General features: G+C 61.9%; 19 protein-coding genes. 6 read left to right on the top strand and 13 right to left on the bottom strand.

The features are described 5' to 3' along the window. Window positions 1–28: 28 nt before the first annotated feature. Genes CHB87_RS16110 through CHB87_RS16125 form a run of 4 tightly spaced genes read right to left on the bottom strand, consistent with a single transcriptional unit; the run spans window position 29 to window position 3,109 of the window. Window positions 29–385, bottom strand: a complete 357-nt coding sequence (locus CHB87_RS16110) for a hypothetical protein (protein ID WP_089409466.1) — start codon at window positions 383–385, stop codon at window positions 29–31. Between the two features lie 51 nt (window positions 386–436). Then, a complete protein-coding gene (gene queA / locus CHB87_RS16115; RefSeq protein ID WP_089409467.1) occupies window positions 437–1,519 on the bottom strand; it encodes a tRNA preQ1(34) S-adenosylmethionine ribosyltransferase-isomerase QueA in 1,083 nt (360 codons plus the stop codon). Window positions 1,520–1,524: 5 nt separating this feature from the next. After that, window positions 1,525–2,160 carry a lysophospholipid acyltransferase family protein gene (locus CHB87_RS16120; protein ID WP_245818040.1) on the bottom strand — a complete coding sequence of 212 codons (636 nt, stop codon included), beginning with the start codon at window positions 2,158–2,160 and terminating at the stop codon, window positions 1,525–1,527. A 7-nt stretch (window positions 2,161–2,167) separates the two neighbouring features. Continuing rightward, window positions 2,168–3,109, bottom strand: a complete 942-nt coding sequence (locus tag CHB87_RS16125; RefSeq protein WP_089409469.1) for a DNA-methyltransferase — start codon at window positions 3,107–3,109, stop codon at window positions 2,168–2,170. 125 nt (window positions 3,110–3,234) lie between these two features. Here CHB87_RS16125 and CHB87_RS16130 point away from each other — a divergent pair, with 125 nt between their 5' ends. Beyond that, window positions 3,235–4,014, top strand: a complete 780-nt coding sequence (locus CHB87_RS16130; RefSeq protein ID WP_089409470.1) for a helix-turn-helix domain-containing protein — start codon at window positions 3,235–3,237, stop codon at window positions 4,012–4,014. Here the strand turns inward: CHB87_RS16130 and CHB87_RS16135 are convergent. From CHB87_RS16135 to CHB87_RS16145, 3 genes are all read right to left on the bottom strand, one after another. Then, a complete protein-coding gene (locus CHB87_RS16135) occupies window positions 4,011–5,240 on the bottom strand; it encodes an ABC transporter permease (RefSeq protein ID WP_089409627.1) in 1,230 nt (409 codons plus the stop codon). The genes CHB87_RS16130 and CHB87_RS16135 overlap by 4 nt on opposite strands. Further along, window positions 5,233–6,141, bottom strand: a complete 909-nt coding sequence (locus tag CHB87_RS16140; protein ID WP_089409471.1) for an ABC transporter ATP-binding protein — start codon at window positions 6,139–6,141, stop codon at window positions 5,233–5,235. Before CHB87_RS16140 ends, CHB87_RS16135 begins: the two co-directional genes overlap by 8 nt. Window positions 6,142–6,226: 85 nt before the next feature. Beyond that, window positions 6,227–6,592: a hypothetical protein gene (locus CHB87_RS16145; RefSeq protein WP_089409472.1), complete on the bottom strand. Its 366-nt coding sequence runs from the start codon at window positions 6,590–6,592 to the stop codon at window positions 6,227–6,229. A 169-nt stretch (window positions 6,593–6,761) separates the two neighbouring features. On the opposite strand from CHB87_RS16145, the gene pyrH reads away from it, so the two are divergent. Next, a complete protein-coding gene (pyrH, locus tag CHB87_RS16150) occupies window positions 6,762–7,466 on the top strand; it encodes a UMP kinase (protein ID WP_089409473.1) in 705 nt (234 codons plus the stop codon). 182 nt (window positions 7,467–7,648) lie between these two features. Further along, window positions 7,649–8,815: an acyltransferase family protein gene (locus tag CHB87_RS16155; RefSeq protein ID WP_245818041.1), complete on the top strand. Its 1,167-nt coding sequence runs from the start codon at window positions 7,649–7,651 to the stop codon at window positions 8,813–8,815. Between the two features lie 29 nt (window positions 8,816–8,844). Here CHB87_RS16155 and CHB87_RS16160 read toward each other — a convergent pair whose 3' ends face one another. The 6 genes from CHB87_RS16160 to acpS form a co-directional block, all read right to left on the bottom strand. Then, window positions 8,845–9,186, bottom strand: a complete 342-nt coding sequence (locus CHB87_RS16160; RefSeq protein ID WP_089409475.1) for a VOC family protein — start codon at window positions 9,184–9,186, stop codon at window positions 8,845–8,847. Between the two features lie 128 nt (window positions 9,187–9,314). After that, the gene (locus CHB87_RS16165; RefSeq protein WP_089409476.1) at window positions 9,315–10,565 is read right to left on the bottom strand and encodes a lactonase family protein; all 1,251 of its coding nucleotides are present in this window, start codon (window positions 10,563–10,565) and stop codon (window positions 9,315–9,317) included. A 103-nt stretch (window positions 10,566–10,668) separates the two neighbouring features. Then, window positions 10,669–12,027: a lactonase family protein gene (locus tag CHB87_RS16170; protein ID WP_089409477.1), complete on the bottom strand. Its 1,359-nt coding sequence runs from the start codon at window positions 12,025–12,027 to the stop codon at window positions 10,669–10,671. Window positions 12,028–12,263: 236 nt separating this feature from the next. Next, the gene (locus CHB87_RS16175; RefSeq protein ID WP_089409478.1) at window positions 12,264–14,327 is read right to left on the bottom strand and encodes a M13 family metallopeptidase; all 2,064 of its coding nucleotides are present in this window, start codon (window positions 14,325–14,327) and stop codon (window positions 12,264–12,266) included. A 412-nt stretch (window positions 14,328–14,739) separates the two neighbouring features. After that, complete coding sequence (locus CHB87_RS16180; RefSeq protein WP_089409479.1) at window positions 14,740–15,825, bottom strand: MlaD family protein; 1,086 nt, start codon at window positions 15,823–15,825, stop codon at window positions 14,740–14,742. Window positions 15,826–15,972: 147 nt separating this feature from the next. Next, window positions 15,973–16,356 carry a holo-ACP synthase gene (acpS, locus tag CHB87_RS16185; protein WP_089409480.1) on the bottom strand — a complete coding sequence of 128 codons (384 nt, stop codon included), beginning with the start codon at window positions 16,354–16,356 and terminating at the stop codon, window positions 15,973–15,975. A gap of 174 nt (window positions 16,357–16,530) precedes the next feature. On the opposite strand from acpS, the gene CHB87_RS16190 reads away from it, so the two are divergent. The 3 genes from CHB87_RS16190 (at window position 16,531) to CHB87_RS16200 (ending at window position 18,993) form a co-directional block, all read left to right on the top strand. After that, on the top strand, window positions 16,531–16,896 hold the full coding sequence (locus CHB87_RS16190; RefSeq protein WP_089409628.1) for a hypothetical protein: 366 nt from the start codon (window positions 16,531–16,533) through the stop codon (window positions 16,894–16,896). Window positions 16,897–17,236: 340 nt separating this feature from the next. After that, on the top strand, window positions 17,237–17,995 hold the full coding sequence (locus CHB87_RS16195) for a TIGR00266 family protein (RefSeq protein WP_089409481.1): 759 nt from the start codon (window positions 17,237–17,239) through the stop codon (window positions 17,993–17,995). 155 nt (window positions 17,996–18,150) lie between these two features. Continuing rightward, window positions 18,151–18,993, top strand: a complete 843-nt coding sequence (locus CHB87_RS16200; protein WP_089409482.1) for a dienelactone hydrolase family protein — start codon at window positions 18,151–18,153, stop codon at window positions 18,991–18,993. Window positions 18,994–19,012: the final 19 nt, after the last annotated feature.

A 19,012-nucleotide genomic window follows, 5' to 3' on the forward strand; every position in this document is an offset into this window, starting at 1 on the left:
AGACCTCCACGCACCGCCCGCGCTCGAATCACTCCAACACTTCATATTCAAAATCTCGACAGTAGAGGGAAATGGAACTATGTTCTTCTTCTACGACACGATATGTGATGTCTTCGAGTTGCCGATCGGCAACATCCCGAATGCTCATGAAAAGCGCAAATAGCGCATTTAGATCGCCAATTCGGATATCAGCCGCCTTGATAAACTTCAAACGCAGGCGCGGGCTCTCTGGCAATGTATCCTCAGCCAATAACAGTTCGACATCGCAAGTGAACCTACCTGGCTGAAAGTCCTTTTCGATCACGAGGTTCTTGAGATAACAAAACCTGGTGATGGGGAGCGAGGAGAATCCTTCGAGTTTACGAGTCCTGTCGTCAATACTCATCTTGGTCCCCTTTCAACGTCCTCGACCAGATACACTCGCGGGAGACGCGTTCTATAGCAGCAGCATGCAGTCGCCGTAGCTGAAGAATCGATACCGCTGGGCGACCGCATGCGCATACGCGGCGAGCACAGCCTCGCGCCCCGCGAACGCGCTCACCAGCATCACCAGCGTCGACTGCGGCAGGTGGAAGTTTGTCAGCAGCCCCGAAACCACGCGAAACTCATGCCCCGGCTGGATAAAGATACTCGTCTGCCCGGAGTGCGGCGCCAGCTCAGCCCCCAGCGTCGCGCAATGCTCCAAAGTCCGCGTCGTCGTCGTGCCCGCCGCGATAATTCTCCGCCCGTCCGCCCGCGCCAGATTGATCGCCGAAGCCGTCGCCGCAGGCAGGGTGTAGTGCTCGGTGTGCAGGCGGATGTCTTCGAGCCGCTCCGCGCGCACCGGCTGAAAGGTCCCCAGACCGACGTGCAGGGTCACGGTCTCCACCTGGACGCCGCGCTCGCGAATCGCGGCCAGAATCTCCGGCGTGAAGTGCAGCCCCGCCGTGGGCGCCGCTGCCGAGCCGGGCTGGTGCGCGTAGACGGTCTGGTAGCGGGCCTTGTCTTCGTCGGTGTCGGGCGCGTCCTTATCTCGATGAATGTAGGGCGGCAAAGGCATGTGGCCGATGCGGTCGAGAATCTGCAGGAAACGGGGATCGGGCGCGAAACGCAGCGTCCGCTCGCCGAACTCGCCCGCGGCGACGACCTCGGCCGTCAGCACCGGCGCGCCCGCCGGGTCGGCGAAGGAGAGCGTCTCGCCCGGTTGGACCTTCTTGCCGGGACGGACGAGCGCCGTCCAAAGCTCAGGGCCAAGTTGCTGCGTCAAAAGGACTTCGATACGCCCCGAAGGCTCCGGCGACTTGACCTGCGTGCGCAGGCCGCCGCGCGTGGCGTAGAGCCGCGCCGGCAGCACGCGGGAGTCGTTCAGAACCAGCAGGTCGCCCGCGCGCAGATACTCCGGCAGATTGACGAAGCGGTCGTCGGTCACGGCGCCGGTGCGGCGATCCATCGCCAGCATCCGGCTGGCCCCGCGCACGGCGGGCGGCGCCTGGGCGATCAGCTCTTCGGGCAGTTCGTAGTTGAAGTCGGAGACAAGCACTCTCTCTATTTTACCGGCGCCTCGGCCATGCCGACCGCGCGGTCCAACGCACCCTGCACCGCCTCCAGCTCCGGCGCGACCAGCCCAGGCCAATAGATGCGGACGGTCGAAAACGGCTTGGGGATCAGGAACCGGTCCCAGCTCTTCAGCACCCAGGCCTTGTCCGGCAGCGCGTAGAACGCTCCCACGCTCTCCGCGCCGACAAGCTGCGCGAGCTGCGAGGCGCCGGGCTTGGCGACCTGCGCCGGACCGCGAGGCCCATCGGCCGTGATCGCGCAGTAGTGGCCCGCGCCGTAGGCCTCCGCCATCTGCCGCAGCGCCACCGCGCCGCCACGCGACGACGAACCGCGAATCGCCGTGAATCCCAGCAGCTCCACCGTCCGGGCGATCAGTTCGCCATCGAAGCTGCGCGAGATGAGAATCGCGATCTTCCAGCCGCGAAACCGGTACGCCGCCACCAGCAGCGACCGGTGCCAGAAGGCATACACTCCCGGGCCGCCGCCGCGCTCCGCCGCCGCCGCGCCCGGCGCGACGACATCCTCAAATCGCAGCGTGCAGCAGAGCAGCCGAATGAGCAGGCTCGCCAGACGCGGCACGACGGCGAGAATGATGCGTTGCTTCGTGGTGTAAATGAAAGGCACAGGTGATTCAACCTGCGATCGCCACATCAAACAATGTGGGAGAGGACGATAGTTTGGAAAGATCGATGCCAGATTCTCCGTCCCGCAGCCGCTGGTAGAGCTCCAGCCTTTTAGTATCAGGCAGCTCCTCTGGCAGAAATCTGAACACGGAGGCTGCCACATAGTTCTTATCCAGTTCGAACGAAAGCCACCTCCGCGCTCCTTGCTCCGCCACCCACCCTGTAGTATTCGATCCTGCGAAGATGTCAACGACGACATCACCGGGGTCCGTCAGCATATCGATGAAAAATGCGGGAATCTTCGCTGGAAAACGAGCTGGATGCATCGTCGTTCCCGCCAACCTGCACCCTGCGGTATACTGACCGTTGGACTCAGTATTGGGCACATTCAGCAGATTTGAAGGAATGGCGCCACCATTATCTTTTGAAAAAGCTGCTCCAATGTCATGGCCACTCGGACGCAGCTTCGGCTTATAGAAAGCTGCCGGATCGGCAAGCAGTTTTTTCATCCGGTCGCTGTAGGGTGTCAACACCTTAGAAACATCCGCCTTTGGCCACGCGGTCTTCGAAAGCCACCAAATCGTATTGACCGAGTCCTTCGCACGCATCTTCCGCTTATTGACCCATTCAATGGGACTCGGCAACTTGGACGGATTGAACCAATAAAAATCTTCCGCCAGATGGAAGCCCAATTCGTCGACAAATCGAATCAACAACCGGAAGTTATATAGGCTGCGAGATGGGATTCCCTTTTGATAGGCTCCGCCGAGATCGATGACGAAGCTCCCATCGTCCCGAAGTTTGCGCTTCACGACCTCCGCAAATTTCATAATCCAATCAAGATAGGAATCTTGATCGAGATTGCCGTATTCTTTTTGCCGCTGCAAAGCGAAGGGCGGACTGGTCATCACAAGACTGACACTTCTATCCGCAAGCTGCTCAAGCAGCATCAGAGAATCGCCGCAAAGCGCCTTTCCGTGGACCGTCTTGTACGCGAAGGATGTAATGGTGCGATCTCCAATTTGCTACGTTAAGTCTGTAGACGTAAAGTCATCTTAATCGCCACTGTGGATGAATGGCAAGCTCATCTTCTTTCAGAGCAATTCTCGCACGCAATCTTCAATCCATTCGACGTCGGCAGAAGCTGTCTCAAGAGCGGCTGGCCGAGCTATCGGGGCTACACCGAACCTATGTAGGCTCCGTCGAACGCGGAGAGCGTAATATTTCACTCGATAACATCGAGCATCTGGCAAAGGCGCTGTCTGTCAGCCCGGCTGATTTGCTGACGCCAACCCAAGCCGAGGACGACATTGACGACCGTCTTCTTCTTGAAACCATGTTTCCCGCGATTCGCAGATACCAGCAACTGGCAACCAAACATGGAATAGGAGATATCTTTCAGGATAACGGCGGCAAGCTGTTACAGATGCTTCTCATCACAGGGTTGGAGGTGGTGAAAGGCAGGGAGGGCAACGACGCGGTCGATATAAGGGGTCGCGAGTACGAACTGAAATCCGTCAACCGCAGCTTGACCTCCAGCTTTTCGACACATCACCACCTAAATCCTGCGATTATCCAAAAGTATCGATCTGTCGGTTGGTACTTTGCAATCTATGAAGGGATCGAACTGATCGAGATGTACTTCGTCGAACCGGAGAGGCTGGAGCCTTATTTCGTCAAATGGGCAGAAAAATGGAATGCCGAAGGCAATAAAGACATCAACAACCCAAAAATTTCTCTCAAGTTCGTCCGCCAAGTCGGCACATTGATCTATGAGACAAGAGACCAAATCATTCCAGCTAGAAGCAAGGGACTTGCTGAGTCAATTCATGACGTTGAAAAGCCGGAAGACTAGCTGTACCGCAGCCACCGCAGCATCTCGCCCACGCTGGGTTTCTTGCCATACATCAAAATCCCCACGCGGTAGATGCGGCTCGCGACATACAGGATCGCCACGATGCTGAGGCTCATCAGCACGAAGCTCGTCACGATCTCCCACGGCTGCGGGTGGCCCAGCGAGATGCGGAAGTTCATCAGCAGCGGGCTGCAGAACGGAATTAGCGAGACCACCTTCGCCAGCGTCGAATCCGGCGCGTTGATAATCGAAAAGATCATGACCACGCAGAACGCCAGCGGCATCACCAGGAACATGTTCAACTGCTGCAGCTCCTGCTCGGAGTTCGTCATCGCGCCTAGCGCCACCGCGATCGACGAGTAGAGCAGGAAGGCGAAGATGAAGTACGCAACGAAAAAGAAGATCTGTACCGGCGTAATCAGCAGGTGGACCCCGCCGCCCAGCGCCGCCGCGAAGGGCGTATAGCTCAGCAGGCCGGCCGCCGTCATCCAGATGCCGATCTGCGTCAGACCGACGGCGCCGACGCCGAAGAGCTTGCCCGCAAGCATCTGGTCCGGAGTAATCGTCGACAGCATCACCTCGAAGACGCGGCTCGTCTTCTCCTCGATGATCGACCGCGCGGTGTTCATGCCGTATAGCATGATGACCATATACATCAGAAAGAAAAGGAGATACGCCGCCCCGAAGGCGGTCTTGCTGGAGCCCGTCGCGCTCGTATCCACGTCGACCGGCAACAGCAGCGCGTCGATCTCGGCGAGGCTCATACCCTGCCGGGTCAGGCGTTCGCGGGTCAGCACTACCTTGATCGCGTCTTTCAAGTTCTGCTCGGTCGCGATGTCGCCGGCGGAACGCGGCTTGTACCGGAAGACCGGTCTGGCCTCGGCTGCGGCTGGCGGGGTGACCCAGAGATAGCCGACAAGGTCGTTCTCGTTGTCGCGCAACGCGGCGTTCAGAGCGGCTTCGGTCTGGGGCGTCGGCGGTGGTGTGTCCACGCGCATGTGGGCGCCTTTGCCGTCCTCCAGCTCCCGCTTCACGCCATCGGCGAAGGCGGCGTCCGCGGCGACAACCGCCACGTGCGAGGTCGACCTCGTGCTGAAGGCCAGGTATCCGCCGCCGAAGACGAGCCCGCCCATCAGCACCGGTATCAGCACGGTCATGATAATAAAGGCCTTCGTCCGAATCCGTTCGAGGTACTCGCGCTTGGCGATCAGCCAGATGTTACGCATCGACATTGCTCCCTATCGTCTCGATAAAGATCTCCTCCAGCGTCGGTTCGACGACCTGGAAGCTGGTGATGCGTGCTCCGCCGGCGAGCGCCGCAGCCAGCAGCGCCTGGGCGTCGGCGCCGTCGTTCAGCCGAATCTCCGCCTGTCCGGGGTAGTTCTTCACCGACTGAATGGCCGGATGCCGCAGGAAGCCGCCGTCGCCTGCATACGAGATATGCACCCGGTTGGCCGGATAGCGCGACTTGATAGCCTGCATGCCGCCTTCGAGCACCAGCCGTCCTTTATAGATGATGGCGATCTCATCGCACAGCTTCTCTACCTGATCCATGCGGTGCGTGCTGAAAAGAATGGCTTTACCGTCTTCGCGCAGGCTCACCAGCGTATCCATCAGCAAGGCGGCGTTCACCGGGTCGAGGCCGCTGAAGGGTTCGTCCATGATGATCAGCTCCGGCTCGTGCAGCAGCGAGGCGATGAACTGAATCTTCTGCTGCATGCCCTTCGAGAGCGCCTCGGTTCTCTTATCGACCGCATCCGAGATGAGTAATCGCTCGCACCACGCATGCGCCCGCGCACTCGCAACCGCCGGGCTGAGCCCGCGAAGCTGGCCGAGGAAGATGAGCTGCTCCATCACCTTCATCTTCTTATAGAGCCCGCGTTCTTCCGGCAGATAGCCCACGCGGCGCAGCGCCTCGCGCGTGAACGGCTGGCCGAAGAGCGATACCGTACCCGAATCCGGCGCCGTGATGCCGATCATCATGCGGATGGAGCTGGTCTTGCCCGAGCCGTTCGGCCCCAGCAGCCCGAACATCGTTCCCGCCTCGATACGCAGCGAGAGTCCCTCGACGGCGACCTTGGAATCATAGACTTTGCGGATGTTACGGAGATCGACGATAGGGTTCATGGGCCTGCTTTTGCGTTGAGTGAAAGTCTAGCAGGGACGACAAAGCCCCGGACTGTCTCCGGGGCTTCGCGTCACAGCAAACGATCTAGCGGCGACCTTCGAAGTGGTGGTCGCCATGATCCTCATGGTCCCAGTGGCCTTCGTGCATCTGCCAGCCCTGCTGGTAGTGGTCGTAGTGCGGATGATTCCAGTAGGCGCCCTCGTAAGGCTGGCGATCCCACCGGCCGCCTACCCAGCGGTAGTTGCCGTTGTAGGGCTGCCAGTAACCGTCGATCCAGCCGTAGCCCGGTCCGGGCATGGCCGGACGAACCTCGTAGCGCAACGGTGGCGGCGTGCGTCCGATGTAGATGCCTACCTGGGCCTGCGCCGGGGTTGCCAGGGTGAAAGCGGCGAGTGCCGCTGCAAGCGATGCCGGTACCCAGTACAGCGATTTTCTATTTGCAATCTTCATCGTTCTCCGATCACGCGGCCGTTTCAGATGCCCCGTCTAAAAGGTAGATACACAAAACAGGACACTTAGTTGTCCGTCCAGCGCCGATTCACGAATCGCGCCCAAATCGGGCAACCTCTTGCGCCCGGCGCTGCGAAAGCCCAGCCCGCATGAGATACTTGAACCTGACATGTACAAGCGAGTTCTCCTCAAGCTCTCCGGTGAAGCCCTGGCTGCAGGTAAGGGTTTCGGCATCGACGCCATCTTCATCCACAAGATTGCCGAAGAGATCGCAGCCGTTCATGCGCTGGGCTGTGAGATCGGCATCGTCGTCGGCGGCGGAAACTTCTTCCGCGGCGTCGCCCAGCAGGCCATCGATATGGACCGCGTCGCGGCCGATCACATGGGCATGCTCTCGACCGTCATCAACGCCATTGCGCTGCAGGACGCGATCGAAAAGCGGGGCCTCTTCTGCCGCGTCATGTCGGCCATCGAGATGCACCAGGTCGCCGAACCCTACATCCGCCGCAAGGCCGTTCGGCACCTTGAAAAGAATCGCGTCGTGATCTTCGCCGCAGGCACCGGCAACCCCTACTTTTCGACCGATACCGCCGCCAGCCTGCGCGCGATGGAGATCAAGGCCGACATCCTGCTGAAGGCGACCTCCGTCGACGGCATCTACACCGCCGACCCCAAGAAGGACCCCGCCGCCACCAAGTTCGACACCATCACCTACGACGAAATTCTGCGCCGCAACCTCAAGGTGATGGATACCAGCGCCGTTTCGCTCTGCCGGGACAACAATATGCCGATGATGGTGTTCAGCATGAGAGAGCAGGGCAATATCACCCGGGTCGTCGCCGGGGAACAGCTCGGCTCGTTGGTCGTACCCTAATTTTTGGCCGTCCCCGCGATTGTTGGCCGTTCCCACGGGGAATCTGTTCTCGTCTTTTTTGTTTGTTGTCCTCGTATTTGTCGTCCTCGTAGAGGATCTGCTTCTGTTCTTGCCTTTTGCAAGCGCCCTCCGCCCGCACCATCTCCCCATGAACGGCGGCGGGGCGCCTGCCCATCGAGCCTTTGAAGACTGCCGTCGAGATCGAGCACGCCCCCACCCCGGAGGCCGTGACCACCCGCAAGCCTGCGCTGCCGGCTCTGACCGGTCTGCGCACGCTGCTGGCGCTGAATATCGTTCTCTTCCACTTCACGCCGTCGCATCTGCACTATCTTTACCCGGTCATCGACAACGCCTACGTCTTCGTCGGCTTCTTCTTCCTGATCTCGGGCTTCATCCTCAGCTACAACTACTCCGACCGGGCCCTGACGCTGTCGCCGCGCCAGTTTTACCTTGCGCGTTTCTCCCGCATCTACCCCACCTACGCGCTGGCGCTCACGCTGTCGATCCCGCTGATGCTCGGCGAGTACAAGGCCCGTTCGCACCGTGAGTTCTGGGAAGGCCTCTTCCTCACCCCGCTAACCATGCAGGGTTGGAGCGCGTCGCTCGCGACCTACTGGAATACGGTCGGCTGGACGATCTCGGCCGAGGTTGCACTCTACCTCGCGTTTCCGTTCCTGCTGCGCCAGTTCGCCACGCGCGGCGCGCGGCTGAATACGCCCGCCAAACTGATTGCCGCGATGCTCGTCCTGTGGGTGATCGGCATCACACCACACCTCTTTTACCTGTTCACGAACCCGGACCACATCGTCGGGCATATCGACCGCTTCAGCAGCGGATACTGGCTTCGGACGCTGAAATACACCCCCCCGCCCTATCTCTGCACCTTCCTGAACGGCATGCTGCTTTCGCGCCTGCACGCGACGCTCAATCTCTCGCGGCGTCAGCGCTTCCTCGTCGCGGCGGCTGCTCTCTTTGGCCTGTGGCTGTTCTTCGAGACCATCGTCCGCCAGATGCCCTACGTGCTGATGCACGGCTCGCTGATGATGCCGTTCTTCGCCGCGCTGATCCTGGGCCTGAGCGGGCCGAACTCGATCGCCTCGGCCTTTTCCTGGCGCCCGCTGGTGCTCTTGGGAGAGACGACGTTTGCGCTCTATCTGTTACATTTCAATGGATTTGTACTGATCCACCTGTACCACATCCCGGAGCGGCTCCATGTCGCGGCCTACGATCCGTGGATCTCCTATGCCGCCCTCATCGCCATGGCCTTCGCGACGCTCCACTGGATCGAGCGCCCCGCGCATCGCTACCTGCGCGGTCGCCTGCTGCCCAGGCCCAAGCCTGCCGCGTAGCAATTCGGTAGCGGTCCAGATGCATGTCGTCAGGACGGCTTCCAGAGTCCCACGGTATTTCCCTCCACATCCGCAAACCACGCGAAGGTGCCGGTCGGGATCGGAACCGGCGGCACAAGCGTCTTCCCACCCAGCGACTCAACCTTCTTCAGCGTCTCCGCGACATCGTCCACCTGCACATAGAAGTGAGTGAACTGGTGCGGCTCGTGGCCCAGGGCGGCAATATGCCCCTGTATCCCATCGGAGGAGCCGGTCTGAATCATCCCCATCGGACCGGGATCGATCGTCCAGCCGAAGGCCTCGGCATAGAACTGCGATGTCTTCGCCTTATCCTTGCACCCAATCTCGAAATGAACCACCGGCTGCCCCATCGTTGTCTCCCTTCGCGTTTTAGGTTCGGGGGAAGTCTACTATAAGCCGCATCGAGCTTTGGTCCGGAGACGCCAAAGGCCCCTCGAGGATCGAGGGGCCTTTGGCGCGTGCAGGGGTGACTTACCGTTTACTGGACCGTCAACTGGGTGGCGTGCGAACCGTTGGCGATCGCCACGGCGCAGGTCGGCAGGTGCGAAGCGCTGAACTGCGTTCCCTGAATCCCGGTCATCGAACCCGTGTGCGCGTCGTAACGCTCACCCGAGACCGAGTCGTCGAGTTGGTTCGAGGTGTAGAGGTATGCGCCGAGAGCGTTTTCCATGGCGACACAGGTCGGGCCCGTGGCAACTGCGGCCGTTCCAACCGCCGTCAGCGAGCCGTTCGTCGTGCTGATCGTATAACCGCTCACCGTGTTCGAGTTGTAGTTCGCGACATACAGGAACTGGCCGCGCGGATCGATGTTCAAGCCCAGCGGAAACTGGCCCGTGGAGGTGGGCGAACCGTTCTTCAACGGCGCCAGCACACCGGCGATCATCGTGTTGGTGTAGATCTGGTTCGTCGACTTGTCCGTCACGTAGACGAAGCCCGCCGAAGGATCGACCGCGATGCCGCCCGGCGAAGTACCCGCCGCGAAGCCGGTGCCGGTCGGATCCTGCGTCGAAGCCGTGCCTGGAATTGCGGTCAGCGTCGCCGTCGGATTGCCGCTGGAATCCTTGCCCTGCTGAAAGACCCGGATGATGCCGAAGGGCGTGCCGCCGGAGGTCGTCTCCTGGTCAGCCACCAGCACATAGGCCGAGGTCTGGCGGATGCCGATCTTGCTGACAGTGATGCCGATCGGGCTGTTGCCCAGATTGGCGCCGCCAAGATTCACTGTCGTCGCCGTGCCGAGCGTAACCGTATTCGGGTTGGTCGCCTCGTTGATCGGGAAGATCGTGATTCCGCCGGTTCCGCTCGTCGCCGTACCCTGGTAGGTAGTGGTCGCGTAGAGGAACTTGCCGCCGCCGTCGACAGCGAGCGCCGTGGGGAAGCTGCCGAGAGTGTTATAGGTGGCGCCCTGATACAGCTTGCCGTCCGTGCCGATGTTGTAGACCTCGATGGTCGAGTCGTCGTGGTTGGCGACGAAGAGCGCGGTGCCATCCGGCATCGTCGTCAAGGCGACGGGATTCTTACCCGTGGGGATCGGCGAGTCGGCCAGCGGCAGCAGCGAGCCGGTCTGGTAATCGATCGCGTACGCGTTGATCAAGCCGGTCGTGGCCGAGGTCTTCGCGGTCACATAGAGGTAGGCCAGCGTGTAGTCGCGGCTGCACGCCGTCACACCAAGGATCAACGCCAGAGACACTGCCAGGGCCTTCGCGCCGCGGCCCATATTATTCAACTTCATGCGTTTCCCTTACTCCCGGGCTGTCGAATTCCGCCCGTGACATCTTGTCCAAAACCTCGGGATCGCTTGCGCATCCCGCCTGAGAAATCCGCCCGGCAACCGGCTAGATGTTGCCGCTGATGACCATGCACGACGGCTTGCCCGTGGTCGGGAAGACCGAGCCGCGCGATAGATCGGAGAGGATACCCGTGTTCGCATTGGCGATCTTACCCGTCACCGTGCTGTCCGTGTTGTTCGACGTGTAGAGATACTGGTTCGTCGGATCGGTCGCAACACACACTGGACCGGCGCCGATGGCGTATGGATTCGCCGAGTCCGCCAGCGGAGCCAGCGCGCCGTTCGAGTCGATCGTGAACGCCGAGATCGTGCTGTTGGCCGGCGTCAGCGGGTTTGCTGTCGACGACTGATTGACCACATACAGGAACTTGCCGTTCGAGCTGGTGATCGACTGCACCGGGTGCGAGGTCAGCGCGAGGTTGCTGACGATGCCGGGGCTTACCGTTGAAAGCGAGCAGGCCGTGGAGTTGCTGGTCAGCGGATAGATCGTATTGTTGGTCGAGTCCGTGACGTACACATACGAGCCGGTCGTGTTGATCGAAGAGAGGTTCGCGGCGCCCGAGAGCGTGATCGTGCCGGTGGTCGGCACCGTAAGCTGACCGGTCGAGGAGTTCACCGAGAGCGGATAGAGCGAGGTCTGCGAAAGCGCGTACATGCAGCCGGCGGAGGAGATCTTCACCATCGTCGGCGCAGCGCCTACCTCAAAGTAGGTCAACTGCTGGTTGTAGTTCGGCGCCGTGGCGATCACCGAGCCAACCTTCTGCTGCAGATTGGTGACCAGCGTGAGGCGGCCGGTGTCCGCGGCGATCGAGAAGGCGGTGATCGAGCCGTTCAGGTCGCTCGGAATCGTCAGGCCAGCGGAGGTGCAGCCCGCGATGGTGCAGAAGTTCGGCGAGTTGGTCGGCGTGACCGTGCAGCTCGCCGCCCCGCAGTACGCGGGCGAGTACTTGTCCATCACGTACAGGAAGCTGCCGGTCGAATCGATGACCGCCCAGACCGGGGTCGTGCCCTGGCTGGAGAAGTTCTGCTGGAAGGTAAGGACTCCGTCGCCACCGACGCTGAACTCCGAGATGTTGCCCTGGGTCGAAGTCGTGGGCAGGCCAGCAGACCCGGTCGCGGTCGAGACCGTCGCGGCCACGCCGGTGTTGATGACATACACGAAGCGTCCGCCCGCCTTCAGCACGATGCTCTGGGGGTTCGTGCCGCCGGAGCTGAAGGGAGAGTGCGGCGACTGCGTCAGGTTACCCGTGTAGTCGTCGATCTTGAAGGCGGTGATCTGGTTGTACTGTGTACCCAGCACCCACATGTAGCCGATGGTGCCGCCACCACACGCCGTCATACCCAAACCCAGTGCTGCCGATGCTACGAGGGCCATCAGAATCCGGCCAATCTTGCTCAACGTCATGCGCTTCCTTCATCCTCGCGGAGAGCCTCTCAAGGCCGTCCTGTGTTGCGAGCAAACTCTCTAGGGGATCAGTTCCTCTATTTATTGTAGAAGCAAGCGAGAGTTTGTGCCACTTTACGAAGCTCTCCCTACTTCCCGGTGTGGCTATTCGACGTAACCGGGCGAAAAAGTGAAGCAGCGACCGGGCGAAGATTTTCGCCGAAGTCGCTGCCCACACCCATTCCCGCCTGTCCGGCTTACCAGACGCGGCAGCTCTTCTCCGGCATCATCGGCTGGCCGACCTTGCAACCGAAGGCCTTGCCGAACTGGTCGAAGTTCTGGACCGTGCCGCGCACGCGCCACTCGGCGGTGGAGTGCGGATCGGTCTTGGCCTGCACCCGCGCCGCCGCTTCACGCTGATTTTCGCACCACACCTGGCCGAAGCCGATGAAGAACCGCTGCTGCGCGGTGTAGCCATCCACCTTCGGCGCGGCGTCGATGCCGCCCTTGTCGGCCAGCGTCGCCAACAGCGCCTGGTACGCGATGCGAATGCCGCCGTTGTCGGCCGTGTTCTCGCCCAGCGTCAGCCGGCCGTTCAGCTTCTGTCCCGGCGCCGCCTCGAAGCCCGAATACTCGTCCGCGATGCAGGAGGTCCGCTCGTTGAAGTTCGCCAGATCGTCCTTGGTGAACCAGTCCCGCCGATTGCCCTTGCCGTCGAACTTCGCGCCCTGGTCGTCGAAGCCATGCGTCATCTCGTGCCCGATGACCGCGCCGATCGCGCCGAAGTTCACCGCCGGATCGAGCTTGTTGTCGAAGAACGGAGGCTGCAGAATGCCGGCCGGGAAGTTGATGTCGTTCTGGCTCGGGTTGTAGTACGCGTTCACGGTCGGCGGAGTCATGCTCCACTCCTTCTCGTCCGGCGCCTTGCCCAGCTTGGCCATGTTGCGCTTGTGATCGAACGCGGCCGTGCGCTCGGCGTTGCCGATGACGTCGTCGCGCCTCACCAGCAGCGTGCTGTAGTCGCGCCAGCTCTCCGGGTAGCCGATCTTCTGCCGGATCGCGTCCAGCTTGGCCTTGGCCTCGGCTCTGGTCTCCGGCCCCATCCACGGGAGTGTCTTCAGGTCCTCGTCGAGCGAGCGCTCAAGCGCGGCGACCAGCTTCTCCATATTGGCCTTCGCGTCCGGCGGGAAGTTCTGCTTCACCCAGTCCTGCCCGACAGCCTCGCCCAGCGCCGCATCGGTCGCGCGGGTGCAGCGCTGCCAGCGCGGAGTCTGCTGCTTCTGCCCGTTCAGGATCGCGGCGAAGAAGTCGAAGTTCTCCTTCACGAACGGCTCGGAGAGCTGCGCGGCGGCGCCATGCAGCTCGCGCCAGCGGAAGTAGCTCTTCAGCGCGTTCAGGTTTTCGGCCTTCAACACCGCGCTCATCCCGCTCACATACTGCGGCGACGTCACGTCCACCGTCGCAACCGAAGCCACGCCTTCGCCCGCCAGCAGCTTCTTCCAGTCGTAGTTCGGGCTGAGCGCCTGCAGCTCGGCCACGGCCAGGATGTGATAACGCTTGTCCGGGTCGCGCATCTCCACCCGCGACATCTGCGCCTTCGCGAGGGCGGTCTCGATCCGCAGGACGTCCGCGGCCTCGGCGGCTGCCTTCTCCGGGCTGTCGCCCAGCAGGGTGAACATCTTCTCCACGTGCGCGACGTACTGCTCGCGAATCTTCTTCGAGCGGTCGTCGTCGTTCAAATAGTAGTCGCGATCCGGCAGCGAGAGCACGCCCTGTCCGGTCGCAAGAATCTGCTTCGTCGAATCCTTCTGATCCTGCGTGACCGCGACGCCGAAGACCATCGCGTGGCCGAAGCGGTGCAGCATCGCCACGTCGAAGGTCGCGAGATCGTCCTTATCCTTCAGCGCGGCGATAGCCTCCAGGTTCGGCGCAATGGGCTTCGCACCCAGCGTGTCGGCCAGCTTCGTGTCCATGCACGCGGCGAAGTAGTCGCCGTACTTCTTCTGGAGCGGCGTCTTCGGCGCGGTCGCGGCGGCCTGCAGATCCTGATAGAGCAGATACACGTTGCGCTGCGCCAGCTCGTCGAAGGCGCCCCAGCGCACCTTGGTGTCGGGAATCGGATTGTTCTTCAGCCAGTTGCCGCAGGCGAACTTGTAGAAGTCGTTGCAGGGATCGACCGTCTTGTCGATCGCCGACAGGTCGAAGCTGATCGGCTTCGTGGGAATCTCGGTGGGCAGATCGGACGGCGAACCCACTTGCCCGGCGGCGGCAGAGGCCATCGCGGCAGAGAGGAAGAAGGCACCAACGGATGAAAGACGCATGAAACTCCTCGAAATAAAGCTATGGGCCCGGTTTCAATCAGAGAAGTCTGATCTGCGGAAAGCGGCGATGAAGTGAGTTTACAGCGTCCGGATCGATCCGAGTTCCGGGCAGGGCTTGTTCAAGGGCACGGCTTCACAGGCCTCTGGATCAGGCATTCTGCTTGTAAAGCCGTCCTGCTTAAGGGCACGGCTTCAGCCGTGCCATAAAGGCTGCACTTTGCTTTGCGGCTTCAGCCGCTGAGGTACGCTCTTGCTGCCGCAAATCCGCGAGACAAAAGCACCCGCCGCCGACACGCAAAAAAGGAACACCTCAGCGGCTAAAGCCGCGCTTGACTGTCGGCGAGGTGGCACGGCTGAAGCCGTGCCCATAACAAAACGCCGTTCGTCGGAACGATTGGGTTAGCCGTTGGAGCTAAAAAATCTTCACGTGGATCGTCAGATACTTCTTCGGATCCTGCCGGATCGTCGTCATCAGCCCGCTGGTCTCGGTCAGCAGGTGGTTCAGGTTCACGTACGCCTGATCGTCGGTCGCGAGCTTGCCCAGCGTTCCCTTGCCTGTGCGGACGCCGGCCAGCAGCAGGTGCGTCTCGTCGACCGTATCCTTCAACTTCTGCGCGAAGACCGGGTCGTTGATCAGCATGCCGACCGCGCCCTGCCCCTTTTCGACCTGGGTCATCAGGGTATTGGCGTGAGTCAGCGTGGTGTTCAGGTTGTTGTAAAGCGTCTCATCCTTCAACAACTTACCCGCCGAGCCGTTGCCCTTGTCGAGCGAGACGGCGATATTGTCCATCCGGGTCGCCGCGTCGTTCAGCTTGTTGTAGACCGAGTCGTCGGTCAGGAACTTGCCCACCGAGCCGCGACCGTTGTTCAGGTTCTTCTCGAGCATGTTCAACTGGTCGACCGTCGCCGTGAGCTTGTTGTAGAGCTCCGGGTTCGAGATAAGCTGGCCGACCGTGCCCTTGCCCTTCTGCAGATCGTCGACGGTGGCGTTCAGCTTGGCGAGAATCACGTTCAGACTCTCGACCGTGCCCTGGCTCGCCTTCACCACGTCCGAGATGCTCGGATTCTGCGAGGTGTGCAGCTCGTCGCCATCGCGCAGCGGCGCGCCGATCGCCGTCTGGCTGTTGATGTCGATCACCGTATCGCCCAGCACGCCGACCGTGGTCAGCGACGCCTTCGAATCCTGCCGCAGGTCCGGCGAGTAGCGGCCGTCGATCTTCAGCACTACGCGCACCGGCGTCAGCTTCCGCGCCGGGTCGGAGACGATGGCGACGCTCTTGACCGAACCGATCGTGACGCCCTGAAGATTCACCCCGCCGCCCTCCTTCAGGCCGCCTGCGTTCTCAAAGTAGACCATCACGGTCAGCTTCTTTGAGAACAGCCCCAGGCCCGAGGCGGAGGTCATCAAAAACAGCAGCGAGACCAGGATCACGGCCGAGACCATCACGATCACCCCGACCTTCAGTTGCGACCACCGTACCTCCTGCTGGCTGGGCATAGATCTCCTTGGCGCCGCGCTGAACGGCTTTGGTCCCGACTCTCTGACGCTCGATACCTCTGAGAATACAACACGCCCGTCCGCGTTTCGTGTGTTGAAACTCAAGGGGCTTCCACAGGAATGGATGCGCCGCGGAGGCGAACGGTTTCAGCCGCCGGACTCCATCACGACCACCGCCATCGCCAGCTCGCGGCTGTGCGTCAGGCTGAGCGAGATGTTCGTCACGCCCATCTTCGCCGCCCGCTCGGCCGCGCGTCCGCTCAGATGCAGCGTCGGACGCTGCCCCGGCAGGCGGCGCACCTCGATCTCCTGCCACGAGACGCCGCGCGCGATGCCCGTACCCAGCGCCTTCGCCCCGGCCTCCTTGGCCGCGAATCGCGCCGCGAAGCTCTCCGCCGAGCCCTTCTTCCGCTGGCAGTACTCGATCTCCCCGGCGGTGAAGATGCGTTGGAGAAAGCGTTCCCCAAAGCGCTCCAGGCTTTTCTCGATGCGGGTGATCTCGGTCAGATCCGTACCGATGCCGACAACCATGCTGTTCCCTCCACTGTCCCGTTTTACGTCTTTACCTCACGATATGCCGTTCCACCGAAAACGTGCACCAAGGTCACATGACAACCGGTTTCGGACACCATGCCGGCATCGCAACCCTATACCGATGAAGAGTTTGACGGCAGAAACCAACAAGCCGATGCGGAGCGGACCAACATGAATACACACGATCTCCACGGATATAGCTACGAAGACCGGCAGGGCGTTCTGCCTATCCTTACCAAGGCGTTCACGCACTGCGGCGGCTGGGTGCTCGACCGCAAGACGACCTCGGCCAGCACGATGGAGTTCAAGCTGGAGATTCAACTGCGCAGCATCATGGAGCTCTACAGCTCGCTGGTCGCCTCCGGCATCGAACTGACGCGCATCGCGCACGCCACCCTGACCGACCTCTGCACCTGCCGCCAGCACGTCGACCGCGCCGGCGAACCGAACCAGGTCGTGTGCATCCGGCTGGAGCTGAACTTCCTCGAGGATGTCACGCTGCACTCGCTGCTGATGACCGGATCGGGGATGGCGTGATGCATACCTGCAAGAACGTCTGCTCCGCCAAAAAAGCCGCGCTGCCTTATCCGTCAGGCCCAGTTGGCCGCGCTTCGAACTGACAGGGAGGCTGTCGCTCCTATGGAACCAGCCCCCGAGTCCACTCGCCAGCCAGCTCGTCGTCATCGGAAACCGCATCGGCCTTTCAGGTGGAAGCATGTGGCTTCAGCCCTGGGCACTCCGCCGATGCGGAAGAAGAGCCGGGGCTGAAGCCCCATGCTTCCACCTGCCGTGCCGCGAGCCTAAGCGGAACCTTTCCTCACCGCCGCCCGTAAATACAGGTGTAAGCTGTCGTTGAAACAGCGCGCGGAGGAAGTTCATGCAAAGCCGGATTCTCGGAACCACGATGCCCGTCCTCGAAGTACTGCTGCAGCCGAACGAAGCCGTCATCTCCGAGGCCGGCGAGCTGAGCTGGATGACCAGCTCCATCCAGATGACGACCCACACCCAGATGGGCGGGGGCGGCGGGCTGCTCGGCATCATCAAACGCGTCGCCGGCGGCGGCACCCTCTTCATGACCGAGTACCGCGCCTACGGCCAGGTCGGCGAGATCGCCTTCGCAACCAAGGTGCCCGGCCATATCGTCCCCATCGAGCTGGGCGGCATGGACTATATGATCCATCGCCACGGCTTCCTGTGCGCGACCGAAAACGTGCAGCTCGGCGTCGGCTTCCAGCAGTCGCTGGGCGCTGGCATCTTCGGCGGCGACGGTTTCCTGCTGCAGAAGGTCTCGGGCCACGGCACGGCTTGGCTCGAACTCTCGGGCGAGGTGATCGTCAAGGATCTACGTCCTGGCGAGCAGCTTCGCGTGCATCCCGGCCATGTCGGCGCGTTTCAGGGCTGCGTCTCGTTCCAGATCACGACCGTTCCGGGCATCAAGAACATGATCTTCGGCGGCGACGGCATCTTCCTCGCCGTGCTGACCGGACCGGGCCGCGTGTGGCTCCAGACCCTGCCGATCTCGCGCCTCGCCCACCAGATCCTCGAATACGCACCCAGCGAACGCCGCAGGGAAAATGTTACGACAGGCGTGGTTGGCGGGATCATCGGCTCGCTGATCGACTCCAACCGGGGCTGAAGAACCTCTACCGTTGGGGCGCCCCATTCTTCGCTCGCACTGTGAGCGAAGGGTGGGACGTAGACCGATCGAACCACGACTTCTACTGGCCCAAACTTTGGTCGATACAACCGAGGTGTTGCCGCCGCCCGCCCGGACCGCGTAGACTCGCAGGCATGAACCGCATCCAGCGCATCTTCTCCGCCCTGACCGTCCTTGCCGTGCTCGCCGTCTCCGCCGCACCCGCCCGCGCGCAGGACTGGGCGAAGGCCGCGCTTGAGAAAAGCTCGCGCCACCACGAGTATGTGCCGGTCAAGGTCGACGGTCGCACCATCTCCACCTTCGTCGTCTACCCCGAGGTCAAGGGCAAGGCGCCGGTGATCGTGCTCATCCACGAAATCTTCGGGCTCTCCGACTGGGCCAAGCTGATGGCCGACGAGATCGCCGCCAAGGGCTACATTGTCGTCGCGCCGGACCTGCTCTCGGGCATCGGCCCGAACGGCGGCGGCACGGACGCGTTCGCCGGACAGGACGCCGTCACCAAGGCCGTCTCCGCGCTGGACAAGGATGTCGTCAACGCCGACCTGAACGCGGTCGCCGACTACGGCAAGGCGCTGCCCTCGTCGAACGGCAAGCTGATGTCGGTCGGCTTCTGCTGGGGCGGCGGCAAGAGCTTCCTCTTCGCGACCCAGCGGCCGGACCTGACGACTGCCTTCGTCTTCTACGGCCCGCCGCCGCCGGTCGAAAAGATGAAGTCGATCAACGCCTCGGTCTACGGCTTCTACGCGGGCAACGACGCGCGCATCGGCGCGACCGTGCCCCAGACCGTCCTCGACATGAAGGCCGCGGGCAAGACCTACGAGCCGGTGAGCTACGAGGGCGCGGGCCACGGCTTCATGCGCGCCGGACAGGCGCCGCTCGCCGTCGACGCGACGCCCGAAAGCAAAGCAATGTGGCAGGCGAACAAGAAGGCCTTCGACGAGGGCTTCGCCCGTATGTTGATGCTGGCAAGCAGGTAGCGATCGCGCAAGACGCGGA

It is taken from the genome of Granulicella rosea (genome assembly GCF_900188085.1).
Lineage (GTDB): Bacteria > Acidobacteriota > Terriglobia > Terriglobales > Acidobacteriaceae > Edaphobacter > Edaphobacter rosea.